Annotated in this window: 14 protein-coding genes; all 14 read left to right on the forward strand. The window is 38.6% G+C overall.

Translation table 11 applies throughout. The annotated features are described in order from the left end of the window. The first annotated feature begins 2 nt into the window (after positions 1 to 2). The 14 genes from accB (at position 3) to yqeK (ending at position 15,704) form a co-directional block, all read left to right on the forward strand. Positions 3 to 497 carry an acetyl-CoA carboxylase biotin carboxyl carrier protein gene (gene accB / locus IGK81_RS04075; RefSeq protein WP_010738136.1) on the forward strand — a complete coding sequence of 165 codons (495 nt, stop codon included), beginning with the start codon at positions 3 to 5 and terminating at the stop codon, positions 495 to 497. Positions 498 to 520: 23 nt separating this feature from the next. After that, entirely contained in the window at positions 521 to 940 is a 420-nt protein-coding gene (gene fabZ / locus IGK81_RS04080) for a 3-hydroxyacyl-ACP dehydratase FabZ (RefSeq protein WP_010719672.1), read from the forward strand. Positions 941 to 947: 7 nt separating this feature from the next. Next, on the forward strand, positions 948 to 2,327 hold the full coding sequence (locus IGK81_RS04085; RefSeq protein WP_010738135.1) for an acetyl-CoA carboxylase biotin carboxylase subunit: 1,380 nt from the start codon (positions 948 to 950) through the stop codon (positions 2,325 to 2,327). Next, entirely contained in the window at positions 2,328 to 3,197 is an 870-nt protein-coding gene (gene accD, locus IGK81_RS04090; RefSeq protein WP_034700553.1) for an acetyl-CoA carboxylase, carboxyltransferase subunit beta, read from the forward strand. It begins immediately after the preceding gene. Continuing rightward, positions 3,190 to 3,975 (forward strand): acetyl-CoA carboxylase carboxyl transferase subunit alpha, encoded by a 786-nt coding sequence (locus IGK81_RS04095; RefSeq protein ID WP_010738133.1) that lies wholly within the window; start codon positions 3,190 to 3,192, stop codon positions 3,973 to 3,975. Before accD ends, IGK81_RS04095 begins: the two co-directional genes overlap by 8 nt. A 1,031-nt stretch (positions 3,976 to 5,006) precedes the next feature. Beyond that, positions 5,007 to 8,972 (forward strand): BspA family leucine-rich repeat surface protein, encoded by a 3,966-nt coding sequence (locus tag IGK81_RS04100; protein WP_034700551.1) that lies wholly within the window; start codon positions 5,007 to 5,009, stop codon positions 8,970 to 8,972. Between the two features lie 980 nt (positions 8,973 to 9,952). Further along, positions 9,953 to 10,780: a transporter substrate-binding domain-containing protein gene (locus IGK81_RS04105; RefSeq protein ID WP_010719665.1), complete on the forward strand. Its 828-nt coding sequence runs from the start codon at positions 9,953 to 9,955 to the stop codon at positions 10,778 to 10,780. Between the two features lie 12 nt (positions 10,781 to 10,792). Further along, a complete protein-coding gene (locus IGK81_RS04110) occupies positions 10,793 to 11,482 on the forward strand; it encodes an amino acid ABC transporter permease (RefSeq protein WP_034700549.1) in 690 nt (229 codons plus the stop codon). A gap of 13 nt (positions 11,483 to 11,495) precedes the next feature. Beyond that, positions 11,496 to 12,230, forward strand: coding sequence for an amino acid ABC transporter ATP-binding protein (locus IGK81_RS04115; RefSeq protein ID WP_010738129.1), 735 nt, complete (start codon positions 11,496 to 11,498; stop codon positions 12,228 to 12,230). Between the two features lie 276 nt (positions 12,231 to 12,506). Then, entirely contained in the window at positions 12,507 to 13,034 is a 528-nt protein-coding gene (locus IGK81_RS04120) for a YqeG family HAD IIIA-type phosphatase (protein ID WP_010719662.1), read from the forward strand. Then, positions 13,031 to 14,140 carry a ribosome biogenesis GTPase YqeH gene (gene yqeH / locus IGK81_RS04125; protein ID WP_010738128.1) on the forward strand — a complete coding sequence of 370 codons (1,110 nt, stop codon included), beginning with the start codon at positions 13,031 to 13,033 and terminating at the stop codon, positions 14,138 to 14,140. Before IGK81_RS04120 ends, yqeH begins: the two co-directional genes overlap by 4 nt. Before the next feature lie 15 nt (positions 14,141 to 14,155). After that, positions 14,156 to 14,467 (forward strand): ribosome assembly RNA-binding protein YhbY, encoded by a 312-nt coding sequence (yhbY, locus tag IGK81_RS04130; RefSeq protein WP_010719660.1) that lies wholly within the window; start codon positions 14,156 to 14,158, stop codon positions 14,465 to 14,467. Positions 14,468 to 14,479: 12 nt separating this feature from the next. Further along, the gene (locus IGK81_RS04135) at positions 14,480 to 15,127 is read left to right on the forward strand and encodes a nicotinate-nucleotide adenylyltransferase (RefSeq protein WP_034700547.1); all 648 of its coding nucleotides are present in this window, start codon (positions 14,480 to 14,482) and stop codon (positions 15,125 to 15,127) included. Further along, a complete protein-coding gene (gene yqeK, locus IGK81_RS04140; RefSeq protein ID WP_010719658.1) occupies positions 15,117 to 15,704 on the forward strand; it encodes a bis(5'-nucleosyl)-tetraphosphatase (symmetrical) YqeK in 588 nt (195 codons plus the stop codon). The genes IGK81_RS04135 and yqeK overlap by 11 nt, the downstream gene beginning before the upstream one ends. Positions 15,705 to 15,709 lie beyond the last annotated feature (5 nt).

The following is a 15,709-nucleotide window of genomic DNA, read 5'->3' on the forward strand; positions in this document are numbered from 1 at the left end:
TCTTGAATATCAATGAGATCAAGGAATTAGTCAGTCAATTCGATCAATCTACTTTAACTGAATTTGATTTAAGAGAAGGTCAATTTGAATTATATATGAATAAAAATGAATCTAGTCGTGGAATGGGAACAATGGCTCCAATGCCAGTAGCTACAGAAGCGCCTAGAGATACGGTAGTACCTCAAACACCAATCCAACAAACGCCAGTTAGTGAAGCACCTCAAGCATCTGTCGAAGCATCACAAGAAAGTTTCGAAGGTGTCGAGGTAAAATCACCGATTGTTGGAATCGTCTACTTACAACCTGCCCCTGATAAACCACAATTTAAGTCAGTGGGAGATAGTGTCAAAAAAGGTGAAGTGATTTGTATCATTGAAGCAATGAAATTGATGAATGAAATCACAAGCGAAGTCGATGGGAAAATCGTTGAGATTCTTGTTGAAAATGAAGCGGTTGTTGAATACGATCAACCACTATTTAGAATTCAACCAAATTAAGCAAAAGAGGAAAGAGGAGCAATATGAACATTCAAGAAATTAAAGAAATCATACCACATCGTTATCCGCTATTGCTGATTGATCGTGTCGAAGAAATGGTGGAAGGCGAACGAATCATTGCAAAGAAAAATGTGACGATCAACGAACCATTTTTCCAAGGTCACTTTCCAGAAGAACCTGTGATGCCAGGTGTTTTGATCGTTGAAGCGATGGCACAAGCAGGAGCAGTTGCGTTATTATCCTTGGAACAATTTAAAGGAAAGACTGCTTATTTTGGTGGTTTAGACAAAGCAAAATTCCGTCGAAAAGTCACTCCAGGGGATACACTGTATCTTGAAGTAGAAATTACGAAAATCAAATCTTCTGCTGGTATTGGTAAAGGAATTGCAAAAGTGGATGGCAAAAAAGTTGCTGAAGCTGAATTAACTTTTATGATTGGATAGGTGAGTTATGTTTTCAAAAGTTTTGATAGCTAATCGTGGCGAAATCGCCGTACGAATTATTCGCGCTTGTCGTGAGCTTGGTATTCAGACTGTTGCTGTTTACTCACAAGCAGATGCTGACGCATTGCATACTCAATTGGCAGATGAAGCAATTTGTATTGGTCCTGCAAAAGCGACGGACTCCTATTTGAATGTCCAAGCAGTTTTGAGTGCAGCCATCGTGACCAAAGCAGAAGCGATTCATCCAGGTTTTGGGTTCTTATCTGAAAATAGCCGTTTTGCTTCTATGTGTGAAGAATGTAATATTGCTTTTATTGGTCCAAAGAGTCGAACGATCGATGCGATGGGGAATAAAATCAATGCACGTCGCTTGATGCAAGAAGCCAATGTACCTGTTATTCCAGGAAGTGATGGCGTATTATCAACAGTTGAAGAAGCACTAACAGTAGCGGATAAGATTGGTTATCCGGTCATGCTTAAAGCTGCCGCTGGCGGTGGCGGAAAAGGGATTCGTAAAGTTTTATCAAAAGAAGAATTACCGCAACATTTTTCTTCTGCGCAGCAAGAAGCAGCAGCGGCTTTTGGAAATGATGAAATGTATTTAGAAAAAATCATTTATCCAGCAAGACATATTGAAGTACAGATCCTTGGTGATCATTATGGGCATGTCCTTCATTTAGGCGAACGAGATTGTTCTCTTCAACGAAATAATCAAAAAGTATTAGAAGAATCCCCTTCAGTGGTCATCTCTCAGAATAAAAGAGAAGAATTAGGAGCTGCGGCAGTTCGTGCAGCCAAAGCGGTTAATTATGAAAATGCTGGAACGATTGAATTTTTAATGGATGAAGCGGGAGAATTTTATTTCATGGAAATGAATACGCGGATCCAAGTCGAACATCCGGTAACTGAGATGGTTACAAACATTGACTTGGTAAAAAAACAAATTGAAATTGCTGCGGGGCAACCGTTGGAAATCAAACAAGAAGATGTGCGATTCTCTGGTCACGCCATTGAGTGTCGAATCAATGCAGAAAATCCGGCTTTTCATTTTGCACCATCACCTGGAACAATCAAAAACCTTTTGTTACCAGCAGGAGGCATGGGCGTTCGAGTTGATAGTGCCGTTTATTCTGGTTATACGATTCCACCTTATTATGATTCAATGATCGCTAAGGTGATCGTTCATGCAGACACTCGCTTTGAGGCATTGATGAAAATGCAACGAGCGTTAAGCGAAGTGGTTACCGATGGAGTGATCACGAACGCGGAGTTCCAAATGGATTTAATCAGTCATCCAGCAGTCATCGCAGGGGACTATAGTACCGCCTTTTTACAAGAAGATTTTTTACCGAACTGGACACCTGAAACAGAGATAGGAGAAGAGTAGATGGCTTTATTCAAAAAGAAAAAATACATTCGAATTAATCCTAATCGAGCAGAACAACCAACGAATGCGCCGTCTATTCCAGATAATATGTGGGCTAAATGCCCTAATTGTAAACACATCATTTATACAAAAGATATTGGTGATGAGAAGGTTTGCCCTCATTGTAGTTATAACTTTCGTATTGGTGCTTGGCAACGATTAGCATTGATCATCGATGAAAAAAGTTTAGAAGAATGGGACACGGACTTAGTAACGAAAGATCCCTTGAACTTCCCTGATTATCAAGAAAAGATCCAAACTATGCAAGCAAAAACAGGATTGCATGAAGCGGTATTGACAGGAACAGCAACGATTCACGGTCTGCCATTTGCGATAGGTGTCATGGATTCTAATTTCATCATGGGCAGTATGGGAACCGTTGTAGGGGAGAAAATCACCCGTTTGTTTGAACGGGCTGAAAAAGCTGGCTTACCCGTTGTCTTGTTCACTGCTTCTGGAGGAGCCAGAATGCAAGAAGGTATTTTTTCTTTGATGCAGATGGCAAAAATCTCAGCAGCTGTCAAACGTCATAGCAATGCCGGTTTGTTTTATCTCACAGTATTGACCGATCCAACTACAGGCGGCGTAACAGCGAGTTTTGCAATGGAAGGCGACGTGATCCTGGCTGAACCCCAAAGCTTGATTGGTTTTGCCGGTAGACGAGTGATCGAACAAACGATCAAACAAGAATTACCGGAAGATTTCCAAAAAGCAGAATTTCTACTTACCCATGGATTTGTTGATCAAATCGTTCCTAGAAAAGAACTAAAAGAAACGATCCATCATTTGTTGGAAATGCATACGCAGAAAGGTTGGATAAATCATGGATAAAACAGCACATGAGATCGTTCAACTGGCGCGTGAAAAGGATCGTTGGACGAGTCTTGATTTTTTTGAAGATATCTTTGAAGGGTTTCAAGAATTTCATGGCGATCGTTTATTTGGAGACGACGAAGCAGTCGTTGGTGGGGTTGCCAAATTAGATGGAAAACCTGTCACAGTTATTGGGATCCAAAAAGGACGAGACCTTCAAGAAAATATTCGCAGAAATTTTGGTTCGCCTCATCCAGAAGGCTATCGTAAAGCACTTCGTCTGATGAAACAGGCAGAAAAATTCCATCGTCCTATTATCACACTGATTAATACTGCTGGTGCCTATTGTGGTGTCGGTGCAGAAGAACGTGGTGAAGGAGAAGCGATTGCCAGAAACCTATTAGAGATGTCTGATCTAAAAGTACCGATCATTGCAATCATCATCGGTGAAGGTGGAAGCGGAGGAGCATTGGCTCTTGGCTTAGCTGATGAAGTTTGGATGCTTGAACAGACGATTTATGCTGTCTTATCTCCTGAAGGTTTTGCATCGATTTTGTGGAAAGATGGTAGTCGAGCAGCTGAAGCGGCTGAATTAATGAAAGTTGCGGCAGCTGAATTATTAGAATTAGATGTCATCGATCGTGTGATACCGGAAACAGTAAATGGGCAAGCTTTAAGTAAAGAAAAAGTCAGTCGAATGTTACAAAAATCATTGATTGAAAAATTGACCGAACTATGTCAAACTTCCACTGAAGAGTTGCTTGAACGACGTTATCAAAGATTCCGTAAATTTTAAACAGTTATAAAGAATAAAACAAACAGTTATGCACCAAATTGAATGAATAAAGCAATCGACCTACCCACCGTTTCCTGTTAGATGACAGGAGTAGCTTTGGAGGTCGATTGCTTTTTGAGTTTTTCGACTCTTTGTCATTAAGGACTGATGAATGGTGTGAAATCAAATCTGGGTCAGAATGAATCTCATTCTGTCTCAGATTTTTTGTTAGTTCACGTTGATAGTTTTTTTATTAACCTGTCTGCTTTTTTAAAAAACATTGGAATACAAGGATTGGAGATTATCCTCTATCATTCATCAGAGATTTTATAAATGGGAATGCGATAATCGCTCTGTTGAATATAATCATGTGTCTACCATTTGGTTGGCATGAATATGGGCTCTATAATTTTTCAAGGAGACTGGGACAGAACTTGTCTCAGTCTCATCTAGTATCTCTAAAAAACAAATAAACATGAGACAAAAGCAGCGTCTTCGGAAAATCTGCTGAAATTTACCAAAAATTTGAGAAGCACCAAGTAGGTAACAATCAACAGCAAAAAACTAGTTTTTGTGTTTCTTGTCAATTTTTGGGAATCTCTTCTTATTTCTTGATGCTAACTACTTTTGTCTCCACTTCCTTTTTTGATGTATTTAAATCTTTCTCCTGTCTAAAAGGTTGCAGATTATTCTGCCACTTATGAACCTTTACATAAATCGTAACATGTAGGTGAAAAATTTCTTCAGATGATAAGTAGTAGAGAAAGCTTGATTGATTTCCTCAATCAATGAAAAAAATACATACAACAAAACAGTTATGGTAAACGATCAAAATTCAAGAATATTAATTGGGAATATTGAGCGTTTACTCTTGATTAGAACAAGTAAAATAAATCCTACAGGGGAGATGATTCATACGATTTTGTCTGCTTCGGTAACAAAATGGACATTGGAAAGAGATATCAATTGAAAACAGAGAAAACACCTAAAGCTGATGAAGTGGTATTGATGAAAAAATAATGATCAAAAATAAGAGCAAAAAAGGAGTAAAAATGAGTAAGAAAAAATTAACAGCAAAACGTAAAAAACAGCTATTAACGATGTTTGCGGTGGCTGGTGTGATGGGAAATGCTGGGATCGCACCAACGATGGCATTAGCGGATACTTTGTCACCAACAGCTGAAACTGCTACTGAACAAACACAGGCGAATGAAGCAAAAGAAGTCATCGATCAAACGATACAAAACGTCACAGAGCCGTTAGTAAACCCAACGGATTCAACCACTACAACTAGTGATTCATTAGCACAAACTGATGAAACAACGGATGACACCCAAGACCAAGCAACAGAACAAGAACAAGCAACAGCAGCGACTGCCGAAAGTGAAGGGGATGCAACTAATCCAACAGCTGAAGCGCCAAAAGTAGCGCAAAAAGCGAACGTGGCAGCTACCTCCGAGATAACAGGTACGTGGGGTACCAGTCCGTATACTTTTGATGAAAATACAGGGGTATTGACGATCGGAGCAGGTGAGTTAAGTGGCTATAAAGAATCACCATGGAACAGCAAAAAAGTAGATGCTAAATCCATCAAGAAAATTGTCTTGTCTGGAAAAGTAGTTGCTCCGGAAGATTCTAGACGCCTATTTTCTTATTCGTACCTTGCAAATGTAACTGAAATCGAAGGATTGAGTCAACTGGATACCAGTAACGTAACAAATATGGAGTATATGTTTCACGGTATGCGCAGCGTAACAAGTCTAGATGTAAGTGGTTTTGATACCAGTAACGTAACAAATATGGATGCTATGTTTTACAGTATGAACAACGTAACAAGTCTAGATGTAAGTGGCTTCGATACCAGTAAAGTAACAGAAATGGCGTTTATGTTTGACAGTATGAGTAGATTAACAAGTCTAGATTTAAATAGCTTTGATACCAGTAAAGTAACAGTGATGGACTCTATGTTTTTCGGTATGCAAAGTTTAACCAGTCTAGATATAAGTGGCTTTGATACCAGTAACGTAGCATATATGGGTGATATGTTTCGCCGTATGAGCAGTTTAACTAGTCTAGATTTAAGCAACTTTGACACTAGCAAAGTGACAGATATGGGTACTATGTTTGCTGATACTCCACTTAAGAAATTAATTCTAGGAGATACCTTTAAATTTGTAGAATCAGGCTCCGAAAATGCAAAACTTACTTCTGCCTGGAAGCGAGCAGATGGTAAAGGGAAGGTTTATACAGCAGCAGATTTCATGAATAACTATGGCACCGGTGACTTGACTGCTGGCACGTACGTTTCTGCTACAGGATGGTGGGGTACCAGTCCGTATAATTTTGATGAAAACACAGGGACATTGACGATCGAAGCAGGTGAGTTAAGTGGCTATGAAAAATCACCATGGAACAGCGAAACAGTGGATTATGAAGCAATCAAAAAAATTGTCTTGTCTGGGAAAGTAGTGGCTCCAAAATATTCTGGCTATTTGTTTAGTTCAACTTACACTGGTAAGCAACTTAAGAATGTAACTGAAATCGAAGGGTTGAGTCAACTAGATACCAGTAACGTAACAGATATGCGTTGTATGTTTTCCGATATGCGTAGCGTAATAAATCTAGATGTAAGTGGGTTTGATACTAGTAACGTAACATCTATGAATTATATGTTTAAAAATATGAGTAGCATAACAAGCCTAGATGTAAGTGGGTTTGATACCAGTAATGTAACAGGTATGTATACGATGTTTCAAGGTTTAAGTCGTGTAACAAGTCTAGATTTAAGCAACTTTGACACTCACAAAGTGACAGATATGCGTGAGATGTTTGTTGATACTCCACTTAAGAAATTAATTCTAGGAGATACCTTTAAATTTGTAGAATCAGGCTCCGAAAATGCAAAACTTACTTCTGCCTGGAAGCGAGAAGATGGCACAGGGAAGGTTTATACAGCAGAAGATTTCATGAAAAACTATGGCACCGGTGATCTGACTGCTGGCACGTATGTTTCCGTTGAAACAGGCACGTGGGGCACTAGTCCGTATATGTTTGATGAAAATACAGGGGTATTGACGATCGAAGCAGGTGAGTTAAGTAGCTATGGAGAATCGCCATGGAACAGCAAAAAAGTGGATAGTACAGCCATCAAGAAAATTGTCTTGGCTGGAAAAGTAGTTGCTCCGGAAGATTCTGCCTACTTATTTAGTAGTGATCTTACCGGATCCAAGTATCTTAATAATTTAACTGAAATTGAAGGGTTAAATCAACTGGATACTAGTAACGTAACAAACATGCGCGAGATGTTTAAAGAGATGAGTAACTTAACAAGTTTAGATGTAAGTAGCTTTGACACCAGCAAAGTAACAGATATGTCTTATATGTTTTATAGGAACGGCGTAACAAGTTTAGATGTAAGTGGCTTTGATACCAGTAAAGTCACAGTTATGAGTTATATGTTTCTGGGTATGAAAAACATAACAAATTTGGATGTAAATGGTTGGAATACTAGTAACGTGACAAGTATGTATGGTATGTTTTCCGGTATGAGTAGCGTAACAAGTCTAGATTTAAGTGGTTTTGATACTTGTAACGTAACAACTATGCGCGAGATGTTTAGAGAGATGGGGAACTTAACAAGCCTAGATGTAAGTGGCTTTGATACTAGTAATGTAACAGATATGAGTACAATGTTTTACGATATGGATAACTTAACAAGTCTAGATGTAAGTAGCTTTGACACTAGCAAAGTAACAACGATGGGAAGTATGTTTAAGAATACACCTCTTGCTAAATTAACACTAGGCGATCACTTTAAAGCGGTTGGAGACACTGGTTTATCAGCACCGAAAGCATTGAACGATGGGGATCAGCTGACAGGAAATTGGATTCGTGAAGATGGTCAGTCCAAAGGCTATTCACCTGCTGACTTTATGACAAATTACGGAACTGGGGATTTAACGGCAGGAACTTATGTGGCAGAACTAGTGAAAAGTGAGTTGAAACCACAAGAATATCATGTAGGAGATGTCAATATTACTGGAACTTACACAGGGGATATGTCTCTCGGCCGATTAACCGTTAATGGCAAAGTTGTTAGCTGGGGCGGTAGCTTCAAAGATGGTCAATTCAGTTATTATGTCGGTGCTGGCAAATTAAAAGTCGGCGACAAAGTCGTATTAGATGGCTACAACAAAGAGAAGAAATTGATGGATTCCAAAGAGATTGAAGTGATTTCCGAATCTTCAGGATCAATTGATCAGGTGGACACTTATAAGCTAGGTGATTCAACCATTACTGGAACTTACACGGGGGATATCCATAAAGGAAAACTAGTAGTGAACGGAGAAGTCGTTAGCTGGGGCGGAACCTATAAAGATGGTAAGTTTAGCTATTATGTGAACTCTCAAATCATCAAAGCAGGGGATCAAGCAACGATTCAAGGCTATGATAAATTCGATACACCACTAGGTGATCCACAACCGGTAACTATAGGAGAACAACTGGGTCAATTAACAGAAGCCCATCGTGTGGGAATCAGTACAGTGATCGAAGGAAGCTACACCGGCGATGTTTACCAAGGAATCTTATTGGTCAATGGCGAAAAAGTTAGTCAAGGCGGTAGCTTCAAAGATGGCAAGTTCAGTTATTATGTAGGAAACCTTAAAGTATCAGAAGACGATCAGGTAGTCTTGATGGGTGCCAACAATCGAGGACAGCAAATTCCGGGATCAGAGATTGGGGTCACTATTCAAACACCAACAGCTGAAATCAACGAATTGACTTATAAAATCGGCACACAAACGATCAAAGGAGCCTATGGTTCTGATACCCAAGTTCACCAAGGACACTTGTTTGTCAATGGTAAACTGATCAGTAAAGGTGGGAGCTTTAAGGATGGGGCAATCAGTTATTATGTGAAGCCAGACCTAATCAAAGCTGATGATCAAGTAACAATGAATTTCTATGATGGAAGTGGCAACTTATTGGCTGAAAACCAAACAGTTTCTGTTAATTAAGGAAAAAACAAATTCATGTAAGTCTAAAAACTGGGGCATTGATTAGAAAAAATCTGATCAATGTCTCAGTTTTCTTGATTTAAGATACGCTCAAAATTCAAACAGGTTGAGCTAAATGAGGAATACCGGAATGTGTACAGAGGTTTATATTTAGTAAAATAAGATCTGTTTAGAGACCATACGATGATTCTAAGATTATTTAGAATTAATCAGTTGCATAATTAGTTGGTCAAACAAGCTGATTGTGAATTACTTAGAATAGGAAACTTAGTTGAGCACAGAAGGGGTTGAAACAAACATGTTTAGTATCAATTAATTCCGACTAATTTTCCGAAGATGCTACTTTTGTCTCCGTTTCTTTTCTTTGGATAAGTGCAAGGTTCTACTAGCATTCCTATAGTGTGAATGAATTTTGCGCAAACAATCCAACTGCAGACTAGAATACACTCAGAGTGAACGGCGGTTATAACGGACTAGATTCCCGCTGTTTTTGTTATCAAAATAAGGATTCTAATGTGAGTGTAGATAGGATCTAGAAGACAATAATCTAACTGATTTTAATCCTATTATCAGTAGAACAATGAAAAATACTAGTAATCAGACATGGAATTTGATTCCCAGATCTAATTGAACTCTGATAAATATTATTTGCACATAAAGAGTGTTTCGCATCAAGAAGTAGAATTTCCAAAATTTCCTTCTTGAATGTTTGATGACTTTTATCTTCTTGCAGGAGATTAACTAACCTTATCTGTGGTTACACCTTTAAAAGAGCTAAGATGACTTTTTCGTTCTTAGCTCTTTTTCATTTTATTGGAAATTATTCTAAAATAATTATTCTTTTATTTGTTTTATATACAATATATTCGCCTTAAAATACATTTTTTTAAATAAATATACAAAAAATGCTTTTTTTTTGAAATTTTCATGCTATAATTACTTCACTTAATACAAAAGTTTTAACGTAGGAGGAAAATGACATGAAAAAATTCTTTGGGATGTTAACGGTACTGTTTGCACTAGCGACTTTAGGTGCATGTGGCAGCAGCAATACGACTGCTCAAGGTCAGGAAAAGGATCAGTTAGCAGCGATTAAAAAAAGCGGGGTACTAAAAGTAGCTACGTCGGCTGATTACGCGCCGTTTGAGTTTCATACGATGGTTGACGGGAAAGATAAAATCGTAGGATCTGATATTGACTTAGCTAAAGCAATCGCGAAAGAACTAGGAGTAAAAGCTGAAGTATCAGATATGAATTTCAATACCGTTTTAGCTTCCTTAAAAGAAGGTAAAGCAGATCTTGCTATTTCTGCGATTTCTGCCACAGATGAAAGAAAACAACAATTTGACTTCACAGACAATTATTACAACCCACCACAAGTGGTGATCATCAACAAAAAAAATAAAGAAATCTATCGCAATGCGAATGACCTAAAAGATAAAAATGTGGGTGCTCAAAAGGGATCCATTCAAGAGGAATTAGTTAAGACGCAACTGAAAGGTGCGAAGCTTGTGACAATCGACAAAGTTCCCAACATGATCGTTGAAGTTAACCAAGGCTCATTAGCTGCGACAGTCGTTGAAAAAACGATCGCCGAATCATATATCGCCCAAAATCCTGATCTGATGATCGCTGATATTTCACTTGAGCCAGCTCCTGATGAAGCCTTTGCTATTGCGTTACCTAAAGAAAGCAGTCAACTACAAAAAGAATTAAACCAAATTATCAAAAAGTTGAATGATGAAGGGAAAATTGAAGAATTTATTCAACAAAATAACGAATTAGCTGAAAAAACAGCGGCAGAATAGAGGTCAGGCAGAGTGGATTTTTCTTTTTTAGATAAATATTTCCCTTATTTTTTATCAGGTACAGGAATAACAATCATGATTTCGATCGTCACAGTGATCTTGGGAACGGGTATCGGGTTACTTATGGCGTTGCTAAAATTGTCCAAAAAGAAACCGTTGAATGTTTTAGCTAATATCTATATCGAAGTATTACGAGGAACACCAATGCTTTTACAGATCATGATCGGCTTTTTATTGCTTCAAGGATTTTTTCCTTCCAAAAATCTGGAAGTTGGTGTTTTAACTGTTGATCTTGGTCGCCTGCTTCCAGGAATGATCGTGTTATCTTTAAATTCTGGTGCCTATGTTGCAGAGATCATCCGCGGGGGGATCTTAGCAGTGTACCACGGTCAAACAGAAGCCTCCTATTCATTAGGGTTGCGTCCAGCACAAACGATGCGTTACGTGATCTTGCCACAAGCATTAAGAAACATTTTGCCCCCTTTAGGCAATGAATTTATTACGTTGATTAAAGATTCTTCCCTGTTGACTGCGATCGGAATCAATGAACTGATGGGAGCGGCGCAAATCGTCATATCCAATTCGTATGTTCCATTAGAGCCTTATTTTATAGCAGCAGCCGTTTATTTCATCATGACGTTTGCTACTTCTCGGTTACTAAATCGCTGGGAGAAAAAATTAGGTAAAGGATACCAAGGATGAAGGGTGAAAATAAATGGCCAAATCATTGATCAAAATTACACATTTAAATAAAAAATTCGGTGAACAGGAAGTACTGAAAGACGTTTCCGCTGAAATTTATCCAGGAGAAGTCGTGGTACTTTTAGGACCATCAGGCTCGGGAAAAAGCACTTTACTAAGATGCATCAACTTATTAGAGATACCAACTTCTGGTGAAATCAAGTTTGAAGGAATGACAATTACCGACAAGCAAAATGATATTTTTAAAACAAGAGAAAAAATGGGAATGGTTTTCCAACAGTTTAATCTATTCCCTAATATGACGGTTTTAGAAAACATCACTTTGTCACCAATCAAAGTCAAAAAGCAATCAAAAGAAGAAGCAACAAAGATTGCAAGAGATTTGCTAAAGAAAGTAGGACTGCTAGAAAAAGCCGATACTTATCCTCAGTCTTTATCTGGGGGGCAACAACAACGGGTCGCCATTGCGAGAGCTTTAGCCATGCAACCCGACGTCATGCTATTTGATGAGCCGACTTCAGCTCTTGATCCGGAAATGGTCGGAGAAGTGTTAGAAATCATGCTGCAATTAGCTCGTGAAGGGATGACTATGATCATTGTGACTCACGAAATAGGCTTTGCAAAAGAAGTTAGTGATCGAGTTCTATTTATGGATGGAGGAACCATTCTTGAAGAAGGTACACCGACGGCTATTTTTGAACAAACCAGTCATCCACGAACAGTCGCATTTTTATCCAAAATATTATAAAAGTCAGTAACATCCAAAGAATAAAAAATCGAATAAAAACTCTCGAAACAGTTTCTCGTGTTTGGAGAGTTTTTATTTTATCAGTGTAGTAAAACGGATGATTTCTTCTCTTTTAAAAATGTTTGGTGACTTCGGTCTGTTCATCATTTCAGGTTAATAGTTGTTTATTCAGAAGGATTCAGGTGTAGAGGTAGTTTTTTTGGAAAGAATGAAGTATAATATAGGGCTGAGGAGTACATTTCGTGCTCCTTCATTTTTTGCAGATGAGGAGACAAAATGTTTTCAAAATATAAACCAACATGGATGGTCGATGCCATCTACAAGATAACCCCTGCACAATTAAAAAACTTAGGGATTAAAGCAGTTTTGACTGACTTGGACAATACGTTGATCGCTTGGAACAATCCTGATGGAACAGAGGAATTACTCGACTGGATCTTAGAAATGAGAAATGCTGGTATTCCAGTAGTGGTTGTTTCAAACAATAGCTCTGAACGAGTAGCACGAGCGATCGATAAATTTGAATTGACGTATGTTGCTCGGGCATTAAAACCTTTAGCCGTAGGAATGAATCGAGCAAAAAAAATGTTGAATCTTTCAGATGATGAAATTGTGATGATTGGTGACCAAATCATGACAGATATCCGAGCAGCTAATCGTTCGGGTATCAGAAGTATCTTGGTTAAACCAATTATTGAAACGGATAGTTGGAAAACACGATTCAATCGTTTTTGGGAACGCAAAATCATGGCCTATTTATTAGCACACAATCCTGATATGGGCTGGCGAGGTGGAATTGAATGAACGAAGAACTACAGTGTATTGGGTGTGGAGCAACGATCCAAACCGACCATCCTAATGAATTAGGGTATACACCAAAAGCAGCATTAGAAAAAGGACTAGAATCAGGTGAGGTCTATTGCCAACGTTGTTTCCGGTTAAGACATTATAATGAGATCCAAGATGTTTCACTGACAGATGATGATTTTTTGCGCCTGCTGAATGAACTAGGACAAGAAGATGCCTTGATCGTCAATGTTGTCGATATCTTTGATTTTAATGGTTCTTTGATCCCTGGACTACATCGCTTTGTAGGTAATAACCCGGTGCTCTTGGTCGGAAACAAAGTGGATATTTTACCTAAATCACTGAAGAAACCAAAAATGATCCAATGGATGAAAGAGCGTGCACATGAAGCTGGATTGCGTCCGGTTGAAGTATTATTGACAAGCGCAAAAAAAGCGAATGAAATGGAAAATCTACTCAAAAAAATCGAAGAGTATCGTGAAGGTCGTGACGTCTATATCGTTGGTGTGACAAATGTCGGTAAATCGACATTGATCAATCAAATCATCAAGAACACAGCAGGTGTCAAAGATGTGATTACGACTTCTCAATTTCCAGGGACAACTTTAGATAAGATCGAGATTCCTTTAGATGATGGGCACTTCTTGATTGATACTCCTGGGATTATCCATCGACATCAAATGGCGCATTATCTTGGGAAAAAAGATTTAAGAATCATTGCACCAACGAAAGAAATCAAGCCTAAAGGATACCAATTGAATGAAGGACAGACACTCTTTCTCGGCGGTTTAGCAAGGTTTGATTTTATCAGTGGGCAACGCGGTTCATTTATTGCTTATGTTTCAAATGATGTCACTATTCATCGAACGAAATTAGCAAAAGCCGATGAATTTTATGTGAAACACGTCGGTGGATTATTACAACCACCTCGTCCCGATGAAGTAAATGAATTTCCCGAATTGGTTCGTTTTGAATTTTCGGTAAAAGAAAAAACAGATATCGTATTTGCTGGCTTAGGATGGATCACAGTGACACAACCGGCAGTCGTAGCAGGTTGGGCGCCAAAAGGTGTGAATGTGATGAAACGAAAGGCCTTGATTTAAGGAAGAAGGAAGAATATGACTTTAAGAGGAAAACAAAAAAGATTTTTACGAAGCCAGGCACACCACTTACAACCGATTTTTCAAATTGGTAAAGGTGGAATCAATTCTGCCATGATGGTTCAGATTGAAGAAGCGCTGGAAAAACGTGAGTTAATCAAAGTAACGTTATTACAAAATACCGATGAGATTCCTGAAGAGGTAGCTGGTATTTTAGAAGAAACAGTCAGATGTCAAGTTGTTCAAATCATTGGACGAGTTCTTGTATTATACAAACCCTCTTCAAAGGAAAAATATCAACGTATCTCTAAAGAAGTAAACGCAATTTAAGGAGTGGTTAATATGAAATCGCAAGCGGAAGCTTTTGTCGAATCTCAAGTATTTCCTCAAGAGATGCCTCAAATTTTTGAAAAACGCAAACAGGTGGGGATTTTAGGTGGTACTTTTAATCCAGTTCACCTGGCACACTTAGTTATGGCAGAACAGGCAGGGAAAAATTTAGGGTTGGATGAGGTCTATCTAATGCCCTCTTATCAACCACCACATGTGGATGAAAAAACGACAATCGCTGCCAAACATCGCTTAAACATGCTTGAACTTGCGATAGCAGATAATCCTTTTTTAGCTATTGAACCGATCGAGTTATCTCGAAAAGGCAAAAGCTATACTTATGATACGATGAAAGCTCTGACACAAAACAACCCTAATACCGATTACTATTTTATTATCGGTGGCGACATGGTAGAATATCTACCAAAATGGTATAAAATCGATGAACTAGTGACAATGGTCAATTTTGTTGGTATTCGTCGAGCAGGTTACTCAACCGAAACGCCTTACCCAGTGATTTGGGTCGATGTGCCAACCATTGATATCAGCTCAACTAAAATACGGCAGAAGATCCAGCAAGGTTGTTCCGTTCGTTATCTAGTACCTGATAAGGTCATTGAGTATATCGAGAAAGAAGGGCTATATCAAGATGGACTATAGTAATAAATACACAACTTACTCAAGAGAAGAGTTGATGCAAAAAGTCCAAATGCGAATGAGTGAACGACGTTTCAAGCATGTTCTTGGGGTGGAAGAGACGGCGATTGCCCTTGCCGGCAAATACGGCTGTTCATTAGAAAAAGCTAGTATTGCTGCTTTGACACATGATTATGCGAAAGAACGGCCTGATGATGAATTTATTTTAGTTATCAAGCGAGATGGCTATGACCCAGCGCTTCTTCATTATGGAAATGCGATTTGGCATGGTTTAGTTGGCGCCTCTTTTGTTGAAAGAGAGCTTGGTATCACAGATGAAGAGATCCTTCATGCCATTCGAGTTCATACCACTGGTGCGGCTGAAATGTCTTTATTAGATAAAATCATCTATGTAGCAGATTATATTGAACCTGGTCGCTCGTTTCCTGGAGTCCAAGATGCGCGTGAAATAGCGTTGCTTGATTTAGACGAAGCGGTAGCTTTTGAGACAAAGCACACATTAGCTCACTTGATTGAACAAGAACAACAGATTTATCCAAAAACAATTGAAACATATAATCATTGGGTAGCTAAAAAATAATCTCT

Source organism: Enterococcus sp. DIV0703, from assembly GCF_051711065.1.
Classification (GTDB): Bacteria; Bacillota; Bacilli; order Lactobacillales; family Enterococcaceae; genus Enterococcus_B; species Enterococcus_B hirae.